Origin of the sequence: Paractinoplanes ovalisporus (assembly GCF_016834655.1) — a bacterium.
GTDB lineage: Bacteria > Actinomycetota > Actinomycetes > Mycobacteriales > Micromonosporaceae > Actinoplanes > Actinoplanes ovalisporus.
Genome location: NZ_JAENHP010000011.1, coordinates 88,052 through 111,436, shown reverse-complemented (window position 1 = coordinate 111,436; position 23,385 = coordinate 88,052). Strand labels below are relative to the sequence as shown.

At 70.7% G+C, this 23,385-nt stretch carries 21 protein-coding genes; 15 read left to right on the top strand and 6 right to left on the bottom strand.

Features of this window, described 5'->3' with window-relative positions; translation table 11 throughout:
* Positions 1-28 precede the first annotated feature (28 nt).
* The 3 genes from JIG36_RS29295 to JIG36_RS29285 are packed head-to-tail and all read left to right on the top strand — an operon-like array spanning position 29 to position 3,347.
* Positions 29-877 (top strand): nitrilase-related carbon-nitrogen hydrolase, encoded by an 849-nt coding sequence (locus tag JIG36_RS29295; RefSeq protein WP_203379631.1) that lies wholly within the window; start codon positions 29-31, stop codon positions 875-877.
* Between the two features lie 11 nt (positions 878-888).
* On the top strand, positions 889-2,310 hold the full coding sequence (hydA, locus tag JIG36_RS29290) for a dihydropyrimidinase (protein ID WP_203379630.1): 1,422 nt from the start codon (positions 889-891) through the stop codon (positions 2,308-2,310).
* A gap of 8 nt (positions 2,311-2,318) precedes the next feature.
* Positions 2,319-3,347, top strand: a complete 1,029-nt coding sequence (locus JIG36_RS29285) for a TIGR03842 family LLM class F420-dependent oxidoreductase (protein WP_203379629.1) — start codon at positions 2,319-2,321, stop codon at positions 3,345-3,347.
* Between the two features lie 198 nt (positions 3,348-3,545).
* Here JIG36_RS29285 and JIG36_RS29280 read toward each other — a convergent pair whose 3' ends face one another.
* Positions 3,546-4,556, bottom strand: a complete 1,011-nt coding sequence (locus tag JIG36_RS29280) for a LysR family transcriptional regulator (protein WP_203379628.1) — start codon at positions 4,554-4,556, stop codon at positions 3,546-3,548.
* A gap of 238 nt (positions 4,557-4,794) precedes the next feature.
* On the opposite strand from JIG36_RS29280, the gene JIG36_RS29275 reads away from it, so the two are divergent.
* From JIG36_RS29275 to JIG36_RS29250, 6 genes are all read left to right on the top strand, one after another.
* Positions 4,795-5,697 (top strand): pseudouridine-5'-phosphate glycosidase, encoded by a 903-nt coding sequence (locus JIG36_RS29275; protein WP_203379627.1) that lies wholly within the window; start codon positions 4,795-4,797, stop codon positions 5,695-5,697.
* A gap of 272 nt (positions 5,698-5,969) precedes the next feature.
* Complete coding sequence (locus tag JIG36_RS29270) at positions 5,970-6,275, top strand: SAM-dependent methyltransferase (RefSeq protein ID WP_203379626.1); 306 nt, start codon at positions 5,970-5,972, stop codon at positions 6,273-6,275.
* 17 nt (positions 6,276-6,292) lie between these two features.
* Positions 6,293-6,724, top strand: a complete 432-nt coding sequence (locus tag JIG36_RS29265) for a P-loop nucleotide/nucleoside kinase family protein (RefSeq protein ID WP_203379625.1) — start codon at positions 6,293-6,295, stop codon at positions 6,722-6,724.
* 113 nt (positions 6,725-6,837) lie between these two features.
* Positions 6,838-7,740: a DUF6282 family protein gene (locus JIG36_RS29260; RefSeq protein ID WP_203379624.1), complete on the top strand. Its 903-nt coding sequence runs from the start codon at positions 6,838-6,840 to the stop codon at positions 7,738-7,740.
* Positions 7,741-8,212: 472 nt separating this feature from the next.
* Complete coding sequence (locus JIG36_RS29255; protein WP_203379623.1) at positions 8,213-9,043, top strand: haloalkane dehalogenase; 831 nt, start codon at positions 8,213-8,215, stop codon at positions 9,041-9,043.
* A gap of 413 nt (positions 9,044-9,456) precedes the next feature.
* Positions 9,457-10,800: a hypothetical protein gene (locus tag JIG36_RS29250; protein WP_203379622.1), complete on the top strand. Its 1,344-nt coding sequence runs from the start codon at positions 9,457-9,459 to the stop codon at positions 10,798-10,800.
* 58 nt (positions 10,801-10,858) lie between these two features.
* On the opposite strand, the gene JIG36_RS29245 is transcribed toward JIG36_RS29250, so the two are convergent.
* From JIG36_RS29245 to egtA, 5 genes are all read right to left on the bottom strand, one after another.
* A complete protein-coding gene (locus JIG36_RS29245; RefSeq protein WP_203379621.1) occupies positions 10,859-11,230 on the bottom strand; it encodes a YciI family protein in 372 nt (123 codons plus the stop codon).
* Positions 11,231-11,322: 92 nt separating this feature from the next.
* Positions 11,323-12,267: an L-histidine N(alpha)-methyltransferase gene (gene egtD, locus JIG36_RS29240; RefSeq protein WP_203379620.1), complete on the bottom strand. Its 945-nt coding sequence runs from the start codon at positions 12,265-12,267 to the stop codon at positions 11,323-11,325.
* On the bottom strand, positions 12,264-13,007 hold the full coding sequence (gene egtC / locus JIG36_RS29235) for an ergothioneine biosynthesis protein EgtC (RefSeq protein ID WP_203379619.1): 744 nt from the start codon (positions 13,005-13,007) through the stop codon (positions 12,264-12,266). The genes egtD and egtC overlap by 4 nt, the downstream gene beginning before the upstream one ends.
* Positions 13,007-14,308, bottom strand: a complete 1,302-nt coding sequence (gene egtB / locus JIG36_RS29230) for an ergothioneine biosynthesis protein EgtB (RefSeq protein WP_203379618.1) — start codon at positions 14,306-14,308, stop codon at positions 13,007-13,009. The genes egtC and egtB overlap by 1 nt, the downstream gene beginning before the upstream one ends.
* Positions 14,305-15,591, bottom strand: coding sequence for an ergothioneine biosynthesis glutamate--cysteine ligase EgtA (egtA, locus tag JIG36_RS29225; protein WP_203379617.1), 1,287 nt, complete (start codon positions 15,589-15,591; stop codon positions 14,305-14,307). Before egtA ends, egtB begins: the two co-directional genes overlap by 4 nt.
* Before the next feature lie 305 nt (positions 15,592-15,896).
* On the opposite strand from egtA, the gene JIG36_RS29220 reads away from it, so the two are divergent.
* The 6 genes from JIG36_RS29220 (at position 15,897) to JIG36_RS29195 (ending at position 23,280) form a co-directional block, all read left to right on the top strand.
* A complete protein-coding gene (locus JIG36_RS29220; protein WP_203379616.1) occupies positions 15,897-17,156 on the top strand; it encodes a pyridoxal phosphate-dependent aminotransferase in 1,260 nt (419 codons plus the stop codon).
* Between the two features lie 152 nt (positions 17,157-17,308).
* Entirely contained in the window at positions 17,309-18,238 is a 930-nt protein-coding gene (locus tag JIG36_RS29215; protein ID WP_203379615.1) for a diacylglycerol/lipid kinase family protein, read from the top strand.
* Between the two features lie 37 nt (positions 18,239-18,275).
* Positions 18,276-20,807 (top strand): ATP-binding protein, encoded by a 2,532-nt coding sequence (locus JIG36_RS29210; protein WP_203379614.1) that lies wholly within the window; start codon positions 18,276-18,278, stop codon positions 20,805-20,807.
* A gap of 66 nt (positions 20,808-20,873) precedes the next feature.
* Complete coding sequence (locus tag JIG36_RS29205) at positions 20,874-21,392, top strand: SigE family RNA polymerase sigma factor (RefSeq protein WP_307872958.1); 519 nt, start codon at positions 20,874-20,876, stop codon at positions 21,390-21,392.
* Complete coding sequence (locus JIG36_RS29200; protein WP_203379613.1) at positions 21,389-22,222, top strand: hypothetical protein; 834 nt, start codon at positions 21,389-21,391, stop codon at positions 22,220-22,222. The genes JIG36_RS29205 and JIG36_RS29200 overlap by 4 nt, the downstream gene beginning before the upstream one ends.
* The gene (locus JIG36_RS29195) at positions 22,219-23,280 is read left to right on the top strand and encodes an amidoligase family protein (RefSeq protein WP_203379612.1); all 1,062 of its coding nucleotides are present in this window, start codon (positions 22,219-22,221) and stop codon (positions 23,278-23,280) included. Before JIG36_RS29200 ends, JIG36_RS29195 begins: the two co-directional genes overlap by 4 nt.
* The last annotated feature ends 105 nt before the right edge of the window (positions 23,281-23,385 follow it).

Below are 23,385 nucleotides of genomic sequence, written 5' to 3'. Positions count from 1 at the left end.
CTCAGTGTCGCGTCTTGAAAGGAAGTCCATGGCTGTCGTACGAGCCGCCATCACCCAGGCCACCTGGAGCGGCGACAAGGAGTCGATGCTCGACAAGCACGAGCAGTTCGCCCGGGACGCCAAGGCCCAGGGCGCCCAGGTCGTCTGCTTCCAGGAGCTGTTCTACGGCCCCTATTTCGGCATCGTGCAGGACAAGAAGTACTACCGGTACGCCGAGCCGGCCGACGGGCCCATCGTGCAACGGTTCGCCGATCTGGCCCGCGAGCTGGGCACGGTGATGGTGCTGCCGATCTACGAGGAGGCGCAGACCGGCGTCTACTACAACACCGCCGTGGTGGTCGACGCCGACGGCTCGGTCCGGGGCAAGTACCGCAAGCACCACATCCCGCACCTCGACCGGTTCTGGGAGAAGTTCTACTTCCGGCCCGGCAACCTGGGGTGGCCGGTGTTCGAGACGGCGGTCGGCAAGGTCGGCGTGACCATCTGCTACGACCGGCACTTCCCGGAGGGCTGGCGGGTGCTCGGCCTCAACGGCGCCGAGCTGGTGTTCAACCCCAACGCCTCCAAGCCGGGGCTGTCCAACCGGCTGTGGGAGCTGGAGCAGACCGGGGCGGCCGCCGCCAACGGATACTTCGTGCTGGTGCCGAACCGGGTCGGGGCCGAGACCAACGAGTTCGGTGACCAGGCGGTCGACTTCTACGGCACCTCGTACGTGGCCGATCCGCAGGGCAACTACGTCGGCGAGCTCGGCTCCCGGCATGACGAGCAGCTTCTCGTACGGGACCTGGATCTCGACATGATCCGGGCGGTGCGCGACGACTGGCAGTTCTATCGTGATCGTCGTCCGGACGCCTACGGCCCGATCGTCGCTCCCTGATTGGTGGTTCCATGACTACGACTCTGATCCGCGGCGGCACCGTCGTCAGCGCCACCGGCTCGGCCCCGGCCGACGTGCTGGTCGACGGCGAGACCATCGCCGCCGTGCTGCAGCCCGGCTCGACCCTGCTGGGCACCGATATCGCCGCCCTGGTCGACCAGGTGATCGACGCGACCGGCAAATACGTGATCCCGGGCGGCGTCGACGCGCACACCCACATGGAGATGCCGTTCGGCGGCACGTTCGCCTCGGACACGTTCGAGACCGGCACCCGGGCCGCGGCCTGGGGCGGCACGACCACGATCGTCGACTTCGTGGTGCAGTACCCGGAACAGCGGGTGCTCGACCAGTACCAGGCGTGGCACGCCAAGGCGGCCGGCAACTGCGCGATCGACTACGGGTTCCACCAGATCCTGTCGGACGTGCAGGACGAGTCGCTCAAGGCGATGGACGAGCTGATCGCCGAGGGCGTCACCAGCTTCAAGCTGTTCATGGCGTACAAGGGCGTCTTCCTCTCGGACGACGGCCAGATCCTGCGCGCCTTCCAGAAGGGCGCCGACAACGGCGCCATGATGATGATGCACGCCGAGAACGGCGCGATGATCGACGTGCTGGTGCAGCAGGCGTTACAGGCCGGCAACACGTCGCCGTACTACCACGGGCTCACCCGGCCCTGGCAGGCCGAGGCCGAGGCCACCCACCGCGCGATCATGATCGCCGACCTGACCGGGGCGCCTCTCTACGTCGTGCACGTCAGCGCCAAGCAGGCCGTCGAGCACATCGCGACCGCCCGCGACCGCGGCCTCAACGTGTTCGGCGAGACCTGCCCGCAATACCTCTACCTGTCGCTGGAGGAGCAGCTGGGCGCGCCCGGGTTCGAGGGCGCCAAATGGGTCTGTTCGACGCCGCTGCGCTCACGGGCCGAGGGCCACCAGGCGCACATGTGGCAGAGCCTGCGCACCAACGACATCCAGATGGTCTCGACCGACCACTGCCCGTTCTGCATGAAGGACCAGAAGGAGATGGGCGTCGGGGACTTCTCGAAGATCCCCAACGGCATCGGCTCGGTCGAGCACCGGATGGACCTGATGTACCAGGGCGTGGTGTCGGGACAGATCACCAAGGAGCGCTGGGTCGAGATCACGTCGACGACGCCGGCGCGGATGTTCGGCCTGTACGGGCGCAAGGGTGTCATCCAGCCCGGGGCGGACGCGGACATCGTCGTCTACGACCCCCAGGGGCACACGTCTCTGGGTCTTCATAAAACACACCACATGAACATGGACTACTCGGCGTGGGAGGGGTTCGAGATCGACGGCCACGTTGATGTCGTGATGTCGCGTGGCTCAGTGATCGTTGACTCGTCGGGATATATCGGGCAGAAGGGTCACGGCCGCTATGTGCCGCGTGGCCTCTCTCAGTACCTGGTCTAGGGGGAGCCATGGACTTCGGCGTTGTCGTGCAGGTGAATCCGCCCGCGCCCCGGATCGTGGCGCTGGCCCGGCGGGCCGAGGAACACGGGTTCAGCCACTTCTGGACCTACGACTCGCACGTGCTCTGGCAGGAGCCGTACGTGGTGCACTCGCAGATCCTGGGTCAGACCCACCGCATCATGGTCGGGCCGATGGTGACGAACCCGGCCACCCGCGACTGGACGGTCACGGCGTCGACGTTCGCGACGCTCAACGCGTACTTCGGCAACCGGACCATCTGCGGGATCGGCCGGGGCGACTCGGCGGTGCGGGTGACCAACGGGAAGCCGACGACGTTGAAGACGCTGCGCGAGTCGGTGCACGTCATCCGGGAGCTGGCCAACTCGCGGGCGGTCGAGATCAACGGGTCGCAGATCCGGTTCCCGTGGAGTCATGGTTCCCGGCTGGACGTGTGGGTCGCGGCGTACGGGCCCCTCGCCCTGAAACTGACCGGCGAGGTGGGCGACGGTTTCATCCTGCAGTGCGGCGACGTGGACATCGCCCGGTGGATGATCGGGGCCGTGCGGTCGGCCGCCTCCGCTGCCGGTCGTGACCCCGACTCGCTGGCGTTCTGCGTGGCGGCGCCGATGTACATCACCGACGGCACCGAGGCCGGGCGGCAGCACGCGCTCGACCAGTGCCGCTGGTTCGGCGGGATGGTGGGTAATCACGTGGCCGACATCGTCGCCAAGTACGGCACGGACGGCGCGGTGCCGGCCGCCCTGACCGACTACATCAAGGGGCGGCAAGGGTACGACTACAACGAGCACGGCAAGGCGGGCAACTCGCACGTCGACTTCGTGCCGGACGACATCGTCGACCGTTTCTGCCTGATCGGCACGGCGGAGGAGCATCAGGCGAAGCTGGCGCGGTTGAAGGAGCTCGGGGTGACGCAGTTCGCGGGGTACCTCGACCACGACAACAAAGAGGAAACCCTTCGCGTGTACGGCGAAACCGTGATCCCGTCCCTGCAGGAGCACATCATCGCGAAGGTGTGAGCGGGTTGCTCTCGAGCGCGCGGCACGTCATCCCGGTGGCGTGCCGCGTGTGTTTCCGGAGTGCGGGCCTGCTCATCGTGGTGGTGTGCCGGGGTTTCCGGAGTGCGGGCCTGCTTATCGTGTTGGTGTGCCGGGGTTTCCGGAGTGCCGGCCTGCTTATCGCGTTGATGTGCCGGGGTTTCCGGAATGCCGGCCCGGTCATCGTGGTGGTGTGAGCGCCAGGTCGGCCACTGCTCGGATCTCCGGGCGGGCGGGGTCGCGGGGCATGAGGAGCTCCAGCGGCACCGAGGCCGGTCGGGAGAGGGGGATTGCCCGGGTGCCGGGGATGGGCCGTTGCGCGGTCGACTCCGGCACCAGGGTGAAGGCGCGGCCGTCGGAGATGAGGTAGGAGCGGGCGCCGACCAGCTGGGGCGGGCCGGCCAGCAGCAGGGGAGTGAGGCCGCGGTCGGTGCAGATGCCGACGAGGTGGTCGAAGTAGGCGGCGTGGCGTTCGCGGGGCCAGAGCAGAAGCGGCAGATCGCCCTTGCCGGTTTCCCGCTCGCGCCGGTCGTCGTCCCGTTCGCGCCGGTCGTCGTGCCGCTCGCGCCGGCTCTCGTCCAGGCCGACCCGGCGCTCTCTTCCATATGCGCTCGAATCGGTGTCGGCCAGCTCGGCGAGGTTGAGCGTGGCTCGCCGAGCCAGGGGGTGGCTGTCGCCCAGCAACGCGAAGACGGGCTCGCGGCCGATGGTGGCCACGACGTAGCCGTCGGAGGCGGTGAGGAAACGGCCGAGGCCGAGGTCGGCCTCGCCGTGGCGGATCGCGTCTTCGACCTCTCCGGTCGGGACGGGCACGTCGGTCAGGGTGACGTCGGGCAGTTCGCGCTCGGCCCGGCGCACCAGCTCACCCAGGAAACGGTCGAGCACGCTCGGACTGGCCGCGACGCGCACCTCGCCGTGCGGGTTGCTGACCAGACGCTCGGCCCGCATCGTGAGGTCACGGACGGTGGTGAGGGTCCGTTCCGCGTACGGAAGCAACTCGGCCCCGGCAGCAGTGAGCGCGACGCTGCGGGTGGAACGGTCGAACAGGCTCGTGCCGAGGGCCCGCTCGAGGCGGCGGATCTCCTGGCTGATGACCGGCTGGGTGACGTGGATGCGGGCGGCCGCCTTGCCGAAGTGCGCCTCGGCGGCCAGCGCGACGAACGCCTCCAGCTGGCGCAACGACGGATTCATTGCCTGAGGCTATCAGTCCATCTCAAATTCAAGCTTGTTGGAAATCAATCTTCGATCTTCACTGGTTCTGTTGGTCGCTGCGTCCCGCGACGGGCCGGATCTTCGATGGGCCCGTTGTACGACGAGCCGGTCGTTGGTTGGCGGGTTGTGCGACGAGCCGTTTCGTCGGTCACCGCGTCGCCTGACGTAGCGACTCACGCCGGGTCGCGCGACCGCCATCACGTCGAAAGGGAGTCCCATGATCAAGATCTCCGACGAGGTCCGCGACGCCCTCGCGGCCGGCCGGCCCGTGCTGGCGCTCGAGTCGACGATCATCACGCACGGCCTGCCCCGGCCCCGCAACCTTGACGTGGCCGTCGAGGCCGAGACCCGGCTGCGCGCCGCGGGCGTCACCCCCGCCACCATCGGCGTGGTGGCCGGCGTGCCGGTCGTGGGCCTCAGCACCGACGAGCTCGAGCAGCTCTCCTTGGACGACGGCGCCGCCAAGCTCAGCGTCCGCGACCTGCCCGTAGCCGCCGCGAAGAAGCTCAACGGCGGCACGACCGTCGCCGCCACCGCCCTGCTGGCCCACCGCGCCGGCGTGCGTGTCTTCTCGACGGGCGGCCTGGGCGGCGTGCACGAGGGCGCCGGCGTGACGTTCGACGAGTCGGCCGACCTGTTCACCCTGGCCGAGACCCCGATCGTCGTGGTCAGTGCCGGTGCCAAGTCGATCCTCGACATCGCGGCCACGCTGGAACGCCTGGAGACCCTTTCCATCCCGGTGGTCGGCTACCGCACCACCACGTACCCCGGCTTCTACATCGTCGACTCGGGCCACAGCGTCGAGTACGCGGCCGATTCCCCCGAGGAGATCGCCGCCATGGCCGCCTCCCAGCGGGACCTGGGCCTCAAGTCGGCGCTGCTGGTCGCCAACCCGGTCCCCGCCGACAAGCAGCTGGCCAAGGACGAGCACGACGCCGTCATCGAGCAGGCCCGCGCCGCCGCCCGCGACCAGGGCATCATCGGCCACGACACCACCCCGTTCCTCCTCGACCATCTGCTGAAGGCCACCGAGGGCCGCAGCCTCGAAACGAACGTCGCCATCTACAACAACAACGTCGACCTGGGCGGCCGGATCGCCGCCGCCCTCGCCGCCCGGTAGCCACTGTTGCGCTGCTGTACCGGCACGGCGGTCGGTTCTGCCGGGGTGGCGGCTCGCTGTGCGGTGCTGTGGTTGGTTCTGCCGGGTGGCGGCTCGCTGTGCGGTGCTGTGGTAGTTCTGCCGGGTGGCAACTCGCTGTGCGGTGCGGATGGCAGGTCGCTGTGCGGCTCTGGTCGCGGCGGCACAAGTAGTTCTGCGCTCGCGGGCCAGTGAAGGCGATCGATCTGCGGTAGCCTCGGGGTGATCGGATCGGGCGCGAGAGCGGGGAGCCGATGGTCGACGAGCTGCGGGCCGAGCGTGATGCGCCCGAGGGTCTGGACACGTCCACTGTGCAGCCGGCGCGGCGATACAACTACTGGCTCGGCGGCACCGACAACTTCGCGGTCGATCGGGAATCCGGGGATCTCATCGAGCGCGCCCACCCGAGCGTGCGCGTGTCGGTGCGGGAGAACCGGGTCTTCCTGCAGCGCGCCGTCGGGTTTCTGGCCGAGGCCGGCCTTTCCGACTGGCGCCGCGACGGCGACCGCCCGAACCCGGCCGACATCGCCATCTGCGGCGCCGTGGGACGCAAGCCCTGACCGCCGCCCTGCTCGTCGTGACCGGCCCACCCGGCGCCGGCAAGACCACCCTCGCCCGTCGTCTGGCCGCCGACCTCGGCCGCCCGGCCCTGCACCGCGACGAGATCTTCGCCGGCATGGACACCGGTGACATGAACCGGACGTACGAGGTCTTCTTCGCCACGATCCGCCTCTTCGTCGAGGCTGGCGTCTCCCACGTGGCCGAGGCGGCGTTCCAACATCCGGCATGGGCACGTGGCCTGGTTCCCCTGCTGGAACAGGCCGACGTGCGGATTCTCCGTTGCCAGACCCCACCCGCCGTCACCGAACGGCGGATCGCCCGGCGCGGCAAGACACCGGTGTCGCGCCCGTTCGAGCCCATCCACCTCGACGTGCCCACCCTGGACGTCGACACAACCGACGGCTACGCCCCCGACCTGCCCACGCTGACAGCGTTCGCAATCAGCTAGCGCAGACCGCCCGCTCGTGTGCGCCTCGTTCGACCGGGCGCCGGCCCGAACCAGACTCCCGCCCACCGAAGCACACCCATCCACGGCGCCGTTCGATGTTAAGGGAGCAGCGTATGGAACCCTCGGCGAAGGCCCGCGAACTTGTCGCCGGCGCCTACGACACCCATGTTCACGTCGCGCCGGATGTCATGGAGCGGCGCATCGACGACCTCGATCTGGCCCAGCGGTTCGCCGCGGTGGGGCTGGCCGGGTTCGTGCTCAAGTCGCACTATGTGACCACCGCTGAGCGCGCGGCCGTCGTGCGGAAGGCCGTTCCCGAGGTTGACGTGTTCGGCGCCATAACGCTCAACGGCTCGATGGGCGGCATGAACCCGGCCGCCGTCGAGATCGCGGCCCGGCTCGGCGCGCGCACCGTGTGGATGCCTACTGTGGACTCCCGCAATCAGCGCACGAACACGGCCGGCGACCTGCCCGGCGCCAAGCCCGCGATGTGGGGCGCGCTGCAGGAGGCGCTGCGAGCCGAGGGGATCATGCCCGCGATCGTGGAGGTGCTGAACCCTTCCGGCCACGTGACCGAGGCGGTCGAGCAGGTGCTGCGGGTCGTCGCCCGCCACGATCTCGTGCTGGCGACCGGGCACCTCGCCGCGGCCGAGATCCTGACCGTGGTCGAGGTGGCACAGGCTTTCGGCGTTCGCCGGATCGTCGTCACCCACCCCGAGTTCACCTCGCAGCGCCTGACCGTTGCCGACCAGCAGCACCTCGCCGCCCGCAACGTCCTGCTGGAGCGCTGTTTCACCACGCCGCACACCGGCAAGGTTTCGTGGGCGGACATGTTCGCGAACATCCGCGCGACCGGCCCGGCGCACTCGATCCTGTCCAGCGACCTCGGCCAGCCGTTCAACCCGCCGGTCGAGGACGGCCTCGCCCTGTTCGCCGACCGCCTGCTCGAGGCCGGCTTCACCGACCACGAGGTGCACACCATGGCCGTCGAAAATTCACGCGCGCTGCTCACATGAGCGAAACGCGCGCACGATAAACACGAGCACACTCGAACATGAGCGAGGCGCTCACCCGGACGTGAGCGAGGCGCATACTCGGACATGAGCGAGGCGCGCAACCGGACATGAGCGAGGCGCGCAACCGAACACCAGCGGGGCGCGCACCCGGACATGAGCGGGGCGCGCAATCGAACATGAGCGGGGCGCGCAATCGAACATGAGCGAGGTGCGCGAACGGACACGAGGGGGGCGCGCAATCGAACATAAGCGGGGCGCGCAATCGAACATGAGCGGGGCGCGCGAACGGACATGAGCGAGGTGCGCGAACGGACATGAACGGGGCGCGCAATCGGACACCAGCGGGTGCGCGAACGGATACGGGCGGGGCGCGCAATCGGGCACCAGCGGGCGCGCGAACGGATACGGGCGGGGCGCGCAATCGGACACCATCGGGTGCGCGAACGGATATGAGCGAAGTGCGCGAACGGACATGAGCGGGAGCGGGCGGGTGGTGAGCGAACTGCACGTCACGGACACCGGGGGCGGCGGCCCTACGGTGGTGTTCCTGCACGGCAACCCCACGTCGTCGTATCTGTGGCGACACGTCATTGGCGCGCTGGGAGAACGGTTCCGCTGTGTTGCGGTCGACCTCATTGGCATGGGGGAGTCGCCGAAACCGCCGATCGCCTATGACTGGAACGACCACCGCCGCTACCTGACGCCCGTGCTCGACCGGCTCGACGCGCCGTTCTGGCTGGTGGGACACGACTGGGGGATCGGCTTGGCGTTGGAGTATGCCCGCACCCGGTCCGGCCGCGTGCGAGGCGTAGCGATCGCCGAGGGGCACCTGCGGCCACTCGCGTCGTGGGACGAGTTCGACGAAGGGGGCCGCGAACTTTTCCGCCTCCTGCGTGACCCGGTCGAGGGCCGGCGCATGGTCGAGGACGACAACGTCTTCCTGTCCACGGTTCTGCCCGGCGGCACGATCCGGGAGCTGACACCGCAGGAGCTTTCCGCGTACGCCGCCCCCTACCCGACGCCGCAATCCAGGCACCCGATCTGGAAGTGGGTCACGCAGATCCCGATCGCCGGTGACCCTCCCGAGACGCACCGTGTGCTCACCGCGAACTGGGAATGGCTCGGCACCACCGACACCCCCGTGATGCTGCTCGCCGCCACCCCCGGGGCGGTCCTCGGTCCCGAGCAGGTCCGGCGGATCAGCCCGCGGGTGCGCATCCGCAACGTGGGGGAGGGTCTGCATTTCCTGCCCGAGGACAGGCCCGCCGAGATCGCCGCCGAACTGACGGAATGGATGCATTGACGGTTCTCGCGCATCCCGGCAAGACATAGGCGCAGTTCTATGGCGTGGCTCAAACTGACGGCGTGCCCAAGAGAACCCCGCTCACCGGCGGCCACGACCGGAAACTCCCCCTCACAGATGCCACCGCAAGAACGACCAGTCTCGACGGCGGCGGACCCGGCAATTCCCCTCCGGCCGATCGTGCGGAGCCCCACGGTGGGAGCGTGGCCGAGGACGACCCTCACGGCGGGAGCGTGGCCGCGAGCAACTCGAACGGTGGGAGCGTGGCCGAGGGCGACCATCACAGTGGGAGCGTGGGCGCGGGCGGCCCTCACGGTAAGAACGTGACGGCGAGCGGCCCTCACGGTGGGAACGTGACGGCGAGCGACCCTCACGGCGGGAGCGTGGCGGCGAGCGGCCCTCGCGGTGGAAGCGTGGCCAAGCGGATCTGGCGGCTGCTGACCGCCGCCGTTCTGGTCGCCGGGGTGCTTGGCGCGCCGGCCGCGGCACACGGCGCCGCCCGTGGCCCGGTGCTCGACCCGTCGTTCGGCAACGGCGGCTGGGTCAGCAACGACCACGGCGGCGGAGACTCGGTGCTCGACCTGGCGGTCCAGCCGGACGGGAAGATCCTTGCCCTGGGCAACGGCAACGAGGGCTACTTCTGCCTGGAACGACACCGGCCCGACGGCTCGTACGACGACGAGTTCGGCACCTTCGGCGTGGTGATCACCGACGCCGACCCCGACTCGTTCTGGGACGATCCGCACTCGATGGTCCTGCTCCCGGACGGCCGCATCCTGGTCGCGGGTTCGGTGTCGCGGGCCGGCCGCAGCGCCCCGGTGCTGGTGCGCTATCTGGCCGACGGCAGCGTCGACACCTCGTACGGAATCGACGGCCGGGTATTCCCAACGCTCAGCGAAAGCGAAAGCGAAAGCGAAAGCGAGAGCGAGAGCGGGAGCGAGAGCGACACCGTCACCGGGGCCCGCACGAACGGCCTGATCCGGCAGCCCGACGGCAAAGTGGTGATCGCCCTCGAGGCCGCCACCAGCGACGGCAGCGCCCCACCGGTTCTGGTGCGGCTGCGGCCCGACGGCACCCCCGACACCGGCTTCGGCGTGGGCGGGGTGGCCCGAGCCGACGTGGGTCCGCATGAGTTCGACGGCGTACGCGGCCTGGCGCTCGCGCCCGACGGCGGCCTCGTGGTGTCCGCGTGGAGCGGCTATTACGGCAGCCTGCCCGAACCCACCAGCGACGTGGTGCTGGCCCGTTTCAGCGCGCGCGGCACACTCGACACCTCGTTCGGCACGCGTGGCCGGGTGGTCCGCGACTTCACCGGCCCGGGCGGCATCGACGGACCGGCCGGCCTGGCGGTGGGCCGCGACGGCCGGATCGTGCAGACCGTCTGGTACCAGGTCGGCGAGAGTGGCCCCAGACAGCAAGGTCTGTTGCGCTATCTGCCGAACGGCCGCCCGGACCGCTCGTTCGGCCGCAACGGGTTCGCCGCGGGCGTCCCCGGGCCGGTCGCCTCGCCCGTGATCAGGCCGAACGGTCGTATCACCACGACCGGCTCGATCAGCAACAACATCGCCCTGGCCCAGTACCGCCCCGACGGCACGCCCGACTCGTCGTTCGGCTCCCGGGGCGTGGTCGTCACCGACCTCGGCGGCTACGACACCGGCAACGTCCTCAAGATCCAGCCCGACGGCCGCCTGCTGGTCGGCGGCACCGCGGGCAGCGACGGCGGAACCGAATTCTCCATCGTCCGCTACCTACCCTGATCCGCCGGGGACCGGGCTACGTGGCACGTCCGGTTCCCGGCTTCCGATCAGGTGGTCGTCATCGCCCGCCGGCCGCGCGGACCATGGCGTCGGTCTCGGGGTCGGGCAGGATCACGCGGACCTCCTGGGCGCAGCGGCAGGCAGCGGCGATCTTGACCGCCCACGCCTCCGCCTCGTCGCGGGTGGCCACGTCGACGACCACGAACCCGCCGATGACCTCCTTGGTCTCCGGGTAGGGGCCGTCGGTGACCAGGCCGTCCGTCCCCGCGATGGTGGCCCGCTGACTCTCCAGCCCCGCGCCGTAGACAAACACGCCGGCGTCCACGGCTTCCTGGATCACCGCGTGTGCGGCTTTCCCCACGTCGGGGATCCCTTCGGCGCCGATGTGGTCCATCGCGCCGTCGTCGAACGAGATCAGGTATCGAGCCATTCATCACTCCCATGTCCGGGCCGCCCGGAGACCGGCCGCCTCTCACCAGCCCAACGAACGGCCCCCGCCGAATCCGACAACCCCGCGACGGCTCAGACCGCCCGGGCCAGGGAGAGCGCGAACCGTCCCTCGGGGTCGGTCCACCACTGGTCGAGCGCGAACCCCGCCTCGGCCAGCTCCTTCTCGACCCCCTCGCGCCGGAACTTGGCCGAGACCTCGGTGCGGATCTCTTCCCCGGTCGCGAACGAGACGACCAGGCCGACTGCGGGGATCGTCACGCGCATCGGCCACCGGGCCCGCAACCGCATCTCGATCCACTCGTCGTCGGCGTCCCACAGTGCCACATGGGCGAAGCCGTCCACGTCGAAGTCGGCGTCGAGATGGTGGTTGAGCACCCGCAGCACGTTCTTGTTGAACTCGGCGGTGACCCCGGCCGCGTCGTCGTAGGCCGGGACCAGCACCGGCGGGCTCTTCACCAGGTCGGTGCCGAGCAGCAGATGTTCACCCGGCCGCAGCACGCCCCGCACGTCGGCGAAGAACCGGGCGCGCTCGGCCGGCTCGAAGTTCCCGATCGTCCCGCCCAGGAAGGCGACCAGCCGCCCGGGCGTGTCGGGCAGAGCGCCCAGATGCCGGGTGATGTCGCCGACGACGGGATGGACCGGGAGCCCGGGGAAGTCGACGCCGATCTGATCGGCGGCCGCGGTCAGGGCCGACGGCGACACGTCCATCGGCACGAACGACTCCAGGTCGAGCGCGTCGAGCAGTAACCGGGTCTTGGTGGAATAGCCCGAACCGAGCTCGATCAGCGTGCGGGCCCCGGTCAGCCGGGCCACCTCGCCGGCGCGCGTCTCGAGAATGGAACGCTCGGCACGGGTCGGGTAGTACTCCGGCAACTCGGTGATCTCTTCGAACAGCTCACTGCCGCGCGTGTCGTAGAACCACTTCGGCGGCAGCCATTTGCGGGTGGCGGTCAGGCCGGCAACCACGTCGGCTCGCAGGGCGTCTTCCTGGTCGGCGGGGTCGAGGAGGACCTTCATGCTTCTCCCAACGGGATCTGGTGGAGCTCGGCGGCGGTCGCGACCACGAGCGTGCGGTCGCCGACGGGCTGCCAGGACGGGTCGTCGTCGAGCGGTTCGGAGCTGATCAGCACCGAGTCGGCCCGTTTCAAGACCGACAGGGCGTGCCCGTACGTCGTGCCGACCACCGTGGCGCCGTCGGTCAGCAGCAGGTTGAGACGCGACCCGGGAGCGGCCGCGCCCACCTCGGCCACCACGCCCGCGACGGCCTGGCACAGGCCCGTGCCGCGGCGCAACCGGTCACGGACAAGGGCCCACAGCAGCGCCGCGTCGGTGGGCGCGTCAAGCGTGAGCAGGTCTTCGGTGGGCAGCGTGCCCGCGAGCTTGGCGACCGAGCCGGGCCAACCGGTGACCTTGCCGTTGTGGCTGAACAGCCACGGCCCCTCGGCGAAGGGGGCCGCCGCCTGCTCGGTCACCGGCATGCCGACGGTCGCGCTGCGCACCGCGGCCAGCACCGCCCCGGCCGACACCGACGCCGCCAGCCCGGGCAGCGTGGTGTCGCTCCACAGCGGGGTGGCCCGGCGGTAGCACACCGGGCCCTCCGCCAGATACCAGGCCACGCCGAACCCGTCCGCGTTGATCGTGCCGCCGCCCCGCATGTCGCGCGGCGCCCACGACTGGTGCGACAGCGAATGCGGCGGCTCGAACAGCAGCCGCGCCAACGGGACCGGCGGGCCCAGGTAGGCCAGGTGGCGGCACATCAGGCGTCTCGGGCCAGGCGGAAGCCGCTGAAGATCTGGCGGCGGATCGGGTAGTCCCAGTTGCGGAACGTCCCCCTCACGGCGTTGCGGTCGGTGCCGAACGAACCGCCGCGCAGCACCTTGTAGTCGGGGCCGAAGAACACCTCGGAGTATTCGCGGTAGGGGAACGCGGTGAAGCCCGGGTAGCCGGTGAAGTCGGTGGACGTCCACTCCCACACGTCGCCGATCAGTTGCTGCACGCCCAGCGGCGAGGCCCCGTCGTCGAAGGCGCCGGCCGGGGCGGGCCGCAGATGCCGCTGACCCAGGTTGGCGTGCCTCGGCTCGGGCGTCTCGTCACCCCACGGATAGCGGCGCGAGCGGCCGGTCGCCGGGTCCCAGCGGGCCGCTTTCTCCCACTCGGCCTCGGTCGGCAGCCGTTTGCCGGCCCATTTCGCGTACGCCTCGGCCTCGTGGAAACACACATGGACGACCGGCTCCGAGGGCGTGACCCGGGCCGTGCGCCCGAACGTGGTGGCCGACCAGCCGTCACCGTCGCGCTGCCAGTGCGCGGGCGCGACCAGCCCGGCCGCCTGACGATGATCCCACCCGGCCGGGCTCCACCAGCGGGGGTCGTCGTAGCCGCCGGCGTCGATGAACGCCGCATATTGCCCGTTGGTGACGGCGGCCCGGTCGATGTGGAAGGCCGGCACGTCGACCTGGTGGGCCGGTCGCTCGTTGTCGAGCGCCCACGGCTCGGTGTCGGTGCCCATGGTGAACGGCCCGCCCGGCACGAGCACCTCGCCGGTGACCGGGGCGATCACGGCCGGCGGGGGATCGGCCGCCAGCACCGGGGAACCGGCGCGCAGCTGGTGGGTGGCCAGCATGGTCTCGTCGTGCTGCTGCTCGTGCTGGATGATCATGCCGAAGGCGAACCCGTCGGCGACCAGGCGGCGCCCGTCGTCGATGCGGGCCCGGTCGAGCACGTCGAGGGCCTTGTCGCGCACCTGAGCGACGTATTTGCGGGCCTCGACCGGGGTGAGCAGCGGCAGGCCCGGACGGTCGCGGCGGGCGTGTTTGAACGCGTCGTAGAGCTCGTCGAGCTCGGGGCGCAGCGGGTCACGGCCGCCGACGTCGCGCACCAGCCACAGCTCCTCCTGGCTGCCGACGTGGGCGAGGTCCCACACCAGCGGCGACATGAGAGGGGAGTGCTGGCGGACGAGGTCGCCGTCGTCGACGGCCTCGGTGAGCAGGGTGGTGCGCTCGCGGGTGCGCAGCAGTTCGGCCGCGACGCGGTCGCGCAGCCGGTCGGTCTCGATGGTCATCGCAGAATCCGTTCGATCGAGTCGAGAACCCGGTCAAGAGCCGGGCCGCCCTCAAGAAGCCGGGCCTGAGCCCGGTCGCCGCCGGCAACCGAAGCCGAGTGCGGAGCGGACGCCGGGGTCGGGGCGGTGGAGAGGCGCCGCGCGGCCAGGTCAAGCACGGCGGTGGCGGCGCGTCGCAGGGCCGGGTCGTCGAGCCCGCGCTCATAGGCCGGCACCCACCGGTCGGCCACCGGCTGGGCCAGGTCGAGGGCCTGGCCCGTGGTGGCCGGGTCGGCGAGCAGGGCGGCGAGCACGGCGACCGGCGCGAACCAGTCGTCGCCGGCCTGGGCGTCGAGGTAGCGCACCTCGAGGTAGCCGTGCGGGCGGACGGGAGGGAAGAGCGTGGTCAGGTGATAGTCGACGTCGTCGGTGGTGAGCGCCCACGGCAGCGCCCCGCCGACCCAGTCGCCCAGCGTGACACCGGGCGGGGCGTCCCAGCAGCCGCCGTCACGCCGCACGCACGTGAGCGGGGCGGCCAGCGCATAACGCACCCACTCGCCGGCCGGGTCGTCGCCGGTGCCGACCGGGTGGGTGAGCCGCGGGTCCATCGCCCACCAGGCCGCCATGCGGGCCGAGGCCAGGCCGGTGTCACGCCCGGCCCGCCGCCGGGAGTTGGCGAACGCGGCCAGCAGCGGCGGCCCGAGCGCGCTGACCGCGGCCCAGCGGGTCGCCAGCTCGGAGCCGGTGCCCGCGTCGAGGCAGACCTGCAGGCCGGCCGTGCTGCACATCATGACCCGGCCGTCGGGCCCCCGCGCGTCGAACGACTGCTCCATCGCGGAATAGCGCGGCGTGTGGACGAGCCGGCGGGGTTCGCGGTGGGCGTCGACGCCGTGGCGGCCCAGAGTGAGGCCGGCCGAGCCGAGCCGGGAGGAGAGATGGGCCAGATCGACGCTGACCGCCGCGTGCAGGGCGGTGAGCGAGGAGGCCGGGGCGGAGGAGATCTCCACCTGTCCGCCGGGCTCGACCGTGATCGTGCCACCGGCGGGGAGGGGATGAGCGGGGGCGGGCGGCCCGAGGGTCGCCGGGGTGTGGGGGCCGAGCGCCTGCCGGAGCTTCTCGGCCGACAGCGGCGCCGACGGCGCCGCGGTGTGGTGCAGGGTCCATTCGAGTTCGGCGCCGATGAGCGACGGTGGGCCGGTCTTGAAGCAGATGGCGCGGATCCGCGCCTCCACATCACTCTGGGTGCGAAGGACGGCGGCCGTGTCGGCGTCACCATCCGTCAGCAACCGTATGCTTTTGGTCATGGCACCGAACCTAGGGCCGGGGTACGACATTTTCCCGAACCGGGCCCGAACGGTCCTCTGTGTACGGGCATCGAGCAGGCAGTTCACAGCGAAGTGATCTGGGTCACTCGCCCCCGGTCCAAGACCATCTCCCGTTAAGGGGCTCTTAAGGCGGGACCGACTTACCGCAAGCGCATTGACCTGCGTAAACGCGAATTTGTCTGTTACTGCTTCGAAAAGCCTGAACTCTTCCTGGACACATCCCGTACTGGAGGGCGGCACGCCACGGCGGAGTGGCGTGATGTCGTACGAGTTAGGGAGTCGCGATGGCCGGGACCGGAATCGACACCTCGATCCTGCACAAGGGTGCGCACAGCGCCTCCTACTTCGACCTGTCGCGCAGCGCGGGCGAGGGCGTCGAGATCGTGGACTTCTGCATCCCCTGCAACCCGTACTTCCCGACCCCCGACATGTTCGACGAGCTCAGCCGCGACCTGAAGAACATCCTGAAGTACTACCCGAGCGACTCCACCAGCATCACCAAGAAGCTGTGCAGCGTGCTCGGCCTGCACCCACAGACCGTGGCCATGGCCAACGGCTCGACCGAGCTGATCACCTGGATCGACCACCTGCTGATCAAGGAGAGCGTGGCGATCCCGATCCCGACGTTCGGCCGCTGGACCGACCAGCCGCTCGAGACCGGCAAGCGGGTCGACATGTTCCCGCTGCAGGAACGCGACGGTTTCCGCCTCAACCTCGACGACTACGTGCGCTTCATCCGCGACCGCGGCTCCCGCGTGGCCGTGGTCTGCAACGTCAACAACCCCGACGGCTGCTACCTGCCGCGCCGCGACGTCATCCGGTTCATGGACATGCTGGGCGACCTCGACCTGGTCGTCATCGACGAGTCGTTCATCGACTTCTCCGACATGGAGCAATATCCGTCGGTCGGCCCCGACGCGGTGATCCGGCCCAACACGGTGGTGCTCAAGAGCCTGGGCAAGAACTTCGGCCTGCACGGCATCCGCTTCGGCTACCTGATGGCCAACCCGTCGATCGCCGGCAAGATCGCCAAGGCGCTGCCCAAGTGGAACCTGAACTCGCTGGCCGAGAAGGTCGTCTTCATGATCCAGGACCACGAGGAGGAATACGAGGACAGCCTGCGCCTGCTCAGCCGTGACCGCCGCGCCATGGCCGGTGAGCTGGGCCGCATTCCGGGGCTGACCGTGTTCCCGTCGCAGGGCAACTTCATCCTGGTCAAGCTGCCCACCGAGTGGTCCGGCACGGCGCTGCGCGACTACCTGGTCGCCAACCACGGCGTCTACACCCGCGAGTGCGGCAACAAACTCGGCATGACCAGCCAGTTCATGCGTCTGGTGGTACGCCCGGCCCGCGACGTCGACCGGCTCATCGACGGCATGATGGACTACGGCCGTCAGTTCCGCGTGCGTTCCTACGAGGAGGAGCCGCCCATGGAGGCCCGGCGCGGCTGGAGCAACGCCGCCGACGAGGCGCCCGACAACCTCATCCAATACCCGTCCCGCCGCTCCACGGAGTACACGGCCCGCCGAGCCGCCAATGCGTAGGCTCCGCCGCCGCCACTGGTCGGGGTGTGCCGGCCGCCGTCCCCGCTGGTGGATGGTGACCCGCCGCCCGGCCCGACGGCGGAGATAGAAGGTCAGCGCCGCGCCGACTGTCGAGGCGGGGAGCAGCGTGCTCACCCGATAGGGTCGGCGGGATGCGCACCAAGGAGCAGCTGACCGCCGACATCCACGACAAGAAGCGTGCGGTGCTGGTGGTCAACACGCACTCGCGGCGCGGGCGGCTGCTCTACGACACCGCCCTGGCCCGCCTCAAGGAGGCCGGGTTCACTCTTCTCGGCGCCAAGCGGGTCGACCGGCCCCACGAGCTCCCGGCCATCCTGCGTGAGGGCCTCGAGCGGGGCCCCGACCTGCTCATCGCGGGCGGCGGCGACGGCACCATCAGCACCGCCGCGCGCCTGCTGGCCCACCAGGACGTCGCACTGGGCCTGCTTCCGCTGGGCACCACCAACAACTTCGCCCGCACCGCGCACACCCCGCTCGACCTCCATGAGGCGATCGAGGTGCTGGTCGAGGGCAAGGTGATCGACCTCGACCTGGGCCTGGCGGGCGACGAGCCGTTCACCAACCACGTCGGGGTGGGGCTGTCGGCCGAGGTGATGCTCAAGGCGCCGCGCCCGCTCAAGCGCGCCCTGGGCCGGTTCGCCTATCCGCTGACCGCGCTCGGGCTGCTGACGAAACACCGGCCACTGCGCATCACCGTACGGGCGGAGGGACGCCACCACGAGTTCCAGAGCCATCAGGTGTACGTCGCCAACGGTGGCCACCACGCGGGGCGCCCCATCGCGGGGGATGCCGACGCCGACGACCGCCTCCTGGTGGCCTACCCGGTCGGCGGCCCGACCCGGCGGGAACTGCTGGTCGAAACCGCCCGCAACACAGCCAAAGGGCCCTCGCGCACCTTGCGGGAGGAGCCGTTCCTGGCGGTGGGGGAGTTGTGGCTCGAAACCGACCGCCCGGCCCGGGTCGAGATCGACGGCGAGCCCAGCGGCAGCACCCCGATGCGCATCGGGCTGGCCGCGAACGCCCTGCGGGTGATGGCCCCGGCCGGCGCGCCCGACCGCTGATCCTCAACTTCCGGGCCGATCTGCCGATGCATTTTTTATGCGGACGGCCCTCGACAGCCCCCTCGCGGCCCCCGAACGGCTGCGCGTGCTGCGCGCCACCGGCCTGCTCGACTCGGGGCCGGTGCCCTCGCTCGACCGGCTCACCGCGATGGCGGCCCGGCTCACCGGCGCGCGCCTGGCGCTGGTCTCGCTCGTCGACGACGAACGGCAGCGCTTCGCCAGCGGCTGCGGCCTGACCGGCCGGCTCGAACGCGACCGGCAGACCCCGCTCAGCCACTCGTTCTGCCAGTACGTGGTGATCGACGAGGCGCCGCTGATCATCACCGACGCCCGCGCCGACGACCGCCTGCACGCCAACCTGGCCATCGCCGACTACGACGTGATCGCGTACGCGGGCTTCCCTCTGCGGGCACCGAACGGGCAGGTTCTCGGCTCGTTCTGCGTGACCGACGACAAGCCCCGCGCGTGGACCGAGGAAGAACTGGCCACCGTACGGGACCTGGCCGCGGCCGCCGAGTCCGAGATCGCGCTGCGGCTGCTGCACGGCGAGCAGGTGCTGGCGTCCAAGCGGATGCAGTCGGTGCTCGACAGCGCCTACGACGCGTACGTCTCGATCGACGCCGACGGTGACGTGGTGGCCTGGAACGCCGCCGCCGAGCGTCTGTTCGGCTGGAGCGCGGCCGAGGCCATGGGCCGCCCGGTGGCCGACCTGATCGTGCCCGAGCGCTTCCGCGACATGCACCGCGCCGGCATGGCCCGGGTCCGCGACACCGGGCAGTCCCAGCTGGCCGGCCAGCGCCTCCAACTCGCCGCGACCGACCGCACCGGCCGCGAGTTCCCCATCGAGATGACCATCCAGGTCGTCCACGAGCAGGGCGAGCTGATCTCGCACGCGTTCCTGCACGACATCACCGACCGGGTGATCGCCACCAAGGAGCTGGAGCGCCGCAACCAGGAGATCGAGGACGACCACGCGTTCCTGCAGGCCCTGCTGGACAGCCTCGACACCGGCGTCGCGGCCTGCGACAGCGACGGCCGGCTGGCCTTCTTCAACCGGGCGCTGCGCGAGATCCACGGCACCGACGCCACCCCCGGCTCCCCGGGCGAGAGCTGGTCGCAGCGGTACGGCCTGTACGCCGCGGACGGGCACACCCTGGTTCCGGCCGACGAGGTTCCGCTGGCCCGGGCCTTCACCGGCGAGGTGGTCGAGCGGCAGCAGCTGGTCGTGCCCGCCCCGGACGGCACCCCGCGCCGCTTCCTGACCAACGCCCGCCCGATCGACACCCCGGACGGCCGCCGCCTGGGCGCGGTCGCCGCCATGCACGAGGTGACCGACGTGCACCGGGCCGAGGTGCTGCGCCGGGCCCGGCACGCCGTCGCGCAGGTGCTCTCCGAGGCCACCAGTGCCGAACAGGCCGCGATCGGGGCGGTCTCGGCCGTGGCCGACGCGCTGGGCTGGCTGTGCGGCGAGTACTGGCAGGTCGGCGAGGACCGGCGGAAGATCGTACGGCTCAGCTCGCACACCGCCGCCGGGCGTGACCTGACCGATTTCACCGGCGACGGGCCGCTCGAGTTCGGCCGCGGCGAGGGCCTGCCCGGCCTGGTCTGGCGCACCGGCGCCGAGGTGTGGGGCGGCCGTGAGCCGATCTCGTCGGCGCGCGCCGAGGCGGCTCGGGAGGCCGGGATCCGTACGGTGGTGGGCCTGCCCGTGCGCGCCGGTCGCCGGGTGCTCGGCGTGCTTGCGTTCTTCCTCGACACCGACCTGCCGCACGACCCGGACATCGCCGCCGTCCTCGACACCATCGGCGCCCACCTGGGCCGGTTCGTCGAGCGCCGCCGGGCCGAGGACCTGCAGCTCGCCCTGGTCGACGCCCAGCAGGAACTCGACCGGATGAAGGACGAGCTGACCGCGCTGGTCATCCACGAGCTGCGCAACCCGATCGGGGTGATCCGTGGCTACATGGAGACCCTGCTCGAGAGCCCCGCCCTGGACGGCGCCGACCGTCGCTACGCCGGGGTCGTCGACCGCAACGCCGAACACCTGCAACGGCTCGTCGACGACCTGCTCGACCTGGCCCGCCTCGACGCCGGTCACCTGAGCATCGACCCGCGCCCGATGTCGGCCGGGCGGGTGCTGCGCGAGGTCGTCGAGAACCACCGGCCCAACGCCGACGCCAAGCAGCTGACCATCGGCCTGCGGCTCGAACCCCATCTGCCGGTGCACGCCGACGCGCACCGGTTGCGGCAGGCCCTGGACAACCTGATCTCGAACGCGATCAAGTACACGCCCGCCGGCGGCCACGTGACCGTGACCGCCGAGACCGGCGGAGACGGCGTGACCGTCGAGATCAGCGACACCGGCATCGGCATCCCGGCCGAGCAGTACCCGCACCTGTTCAGCCGGTTCTTCCGGGCCAGCAACGCCAGCCGCGAGGGCATCAAGGGGACCGGGCTCGGACTGGCCGTGACCAAGGCGATCGTCGAGGCCCACCAGGGCACTCTGGCCGCACGCCCGGCCGAGGGCGGGGGAACGACGTTCACCGTTACGCTGCCCGCCGTGGAAGCCTGATCCCGCGCTCAAAATATTCTTCGCACGGGATTGCACAGATTCAGTACGGGGTGCGTCGTAGTGGTTGTGACCTTCGAGCAGTTCGCGATGGCCCGGCTCCCCAGCCTCCTGCGCTACGCGGTCGTCCTCACCGGCGACCGTGATCTCGCACAGGACATAGTCCAGGAGGTGCTGGCCCGGGCCCAGGTTCGATGGCGGCGGATCAGCGAGGCGGAAGTCCCCGAGGCGTACGTACGGCGCATGGTGCTCAACGAGTACCTGTCCTGGCGGCGCAGCTGGGCCGTCCGTCACGTGCACGCGGTCGGGGAAAGGCTCGTCGACCTCGACGACGCCCGGGGTGGTGTGCGCGACCACGCCGACGGTGTCGTCATGGCCGACGTCCTCTGGAAACGCCTGTCCACACTCGGGCGCAAACAGCGGGCGGTCCTGGTGCTGCGCTATTACGAGCAGCTGGAGGACGACCAGATCGCCGACCTGCTGGGGTGTTCCCCGGCCACGGTCCGCAGCCACGCTTCGAGGGCGCTGAAAACGCTCCGGCTCTCACCGGAGCTCATGGAACGCATTCCCGCCGAGGAGAAGTCGTGACTGAGCAGCCGCACCACGATCAGCTGCGCGAGGCCTTTGAGTCCCACGAGAACAACACCCCTGACCCGGAAGCGGTCTACGCCCGCGTCCAGGAGCTTTCCGTCAAGTACAAGCGGCGCCGGCGGGGCGCCCAGATCGCCGCCGGTGGCGTGCTCGGCGCCGGTCTCATCGCCGGGGCGATCAACCTGCCCGCGTTCCTGCCCGCGAACAACGCGGTCACCAACACCGCCGCCGGTGTGCCGGCCGGTGCGCCCGCGTCGCCGTCGGCCGCCGCGTCGCCCGACACCAGCACCCGCGACGCCAACCTGGCCGCCTACAGCGAGGCCGGCTACGGCTACGACGACGCCGGCAAGCTGGCCCGGCTGTGGAAGATGAACGGCGACGACCGTCTCTCGGTCAAGGCCGAGGCCGGCCGCCGCCTACTGCTCGGCGAGACCCTGCCGATCCAGCCGTCGCCCGACGAGCCGGTCGAGGAAGAGACGATCTCCCCGACCCAGGAGAAGCAGTTCCGGGCGTTCTTCAACGCCGGCTACACCTGGGACGAGGCCGAGAAGCTGGCCAAGATCTGGAAGATCGCCGACCCGGCCGATGCCAAGCTCGAGGCCGGCAAGCGCCTGCTCGCCGGCGAGACGCTGCCGGTCAAGCCGAAGAAGGAGAACGTCGCCGCCGCGCTGGAGAACAAGCGGGCCGAGGCGTTCTTCGAGGCCGGCTATGACGTCGACGACGCGGTGAAGCTGGCCAAGCTCTGGAAGCTCAAGGACGCCTGGGGCGCCAAGGTCGAGGGCGGCAAGCGGATCCTGGCCGGTCAGACGCTCCCGATCCAGCCGTGACGGCCCGGTTGCGCCGGCGCATCGGCTTCGAGATCGAGCTGATGGCGCCCCCGGGCGTCAGCCGGCGCAGCCTCGCCGACGACCTGGCCGCCCGCACCGGCGGCCGGGTCCGCCCGGTCTGGCACCGCGACAGCGAACCGTCGCTGGTGCCCGGCCTGGGCCGGTTCCTCAACCTCACGCTGGGCTTCGCGGTCGACCGGCCGGACGGCAGCCCGCTCTGCACCCTGGTCGACGACATCACCCTGATCGACGGCCTCGAGCCGCGCACGCCGGCCCCACCGGGCTGGTTCCGCGTGCTCAGCGACGACTCGCGCCTGCTCGGCCTGCTGGCCGGGCAGTGCGACCCGGCCTCCGGCCTCGACACCGTGCTCGACCCGGTGGCCGAGCTGTGGGGCGTCAAACCGGAGCAGATCGGCGACGTCTGGCGGCTCGACGACGGTTCGGGCAGCACGATCGCCCTGGCCGCCCCGGCCGGCGGTGAACGCGAACGGCCCTGCGAGGTGATCACCCCGCCGCTGGCCGGCGGTCACCAGGAGGCCCTGGAAGAGCTGCTCGGCCCGGCCCGCGAGCTCGGGTTCACGGTGCCCTCCGAGGCCGCCGTCCACCTGCACTTCGACGGCGTGCCCTTCCGCCAGGCCGCGGCCCTGGCCAACGTGGTGCGGTTGTTCGCGCACTGGCGTGAGCCGTTGCGGGCGCTGCTGCAGACCAATCCGGCCTGCCGCCGCCTCGCCCCGCTGCCCGAGCCTCTGGTGGCCGCCACCACTGGCAGGCCCGGGTGGGACGACTTGCACAAAGCCGCCGACGAGGGCGGGCTGACCAAGTTCTTCGACATCAACCTGACCCAGCTGTTCGCCGAGCATCCGATCCGCGACACGGTCGAGGTCCGCATCCTGCCCGGTGCGATCGATGCCGGCGCCATCGTCGCCCGGGCCGCCCTGGTCGAGCTGCTGCTCGAGCGCTGCCTGGTGTCGTCGTCGTTGCCCGCGGCCGACCCCGACCCGGCGGCCGCCGCCGAGCAGCTGATGCACTTCGCGGCCGAGGCGATGGCCCGCCGCTGAGTCCCGGCCGAGCGGCCGAGGCGATGGCCCGCCGCTGAGCCCCGGCCGAGCGGCCGAGGCGATGGCCCGCCGCTGAGCCCCGCCGGGTGGCCGTGGCGATGGCCC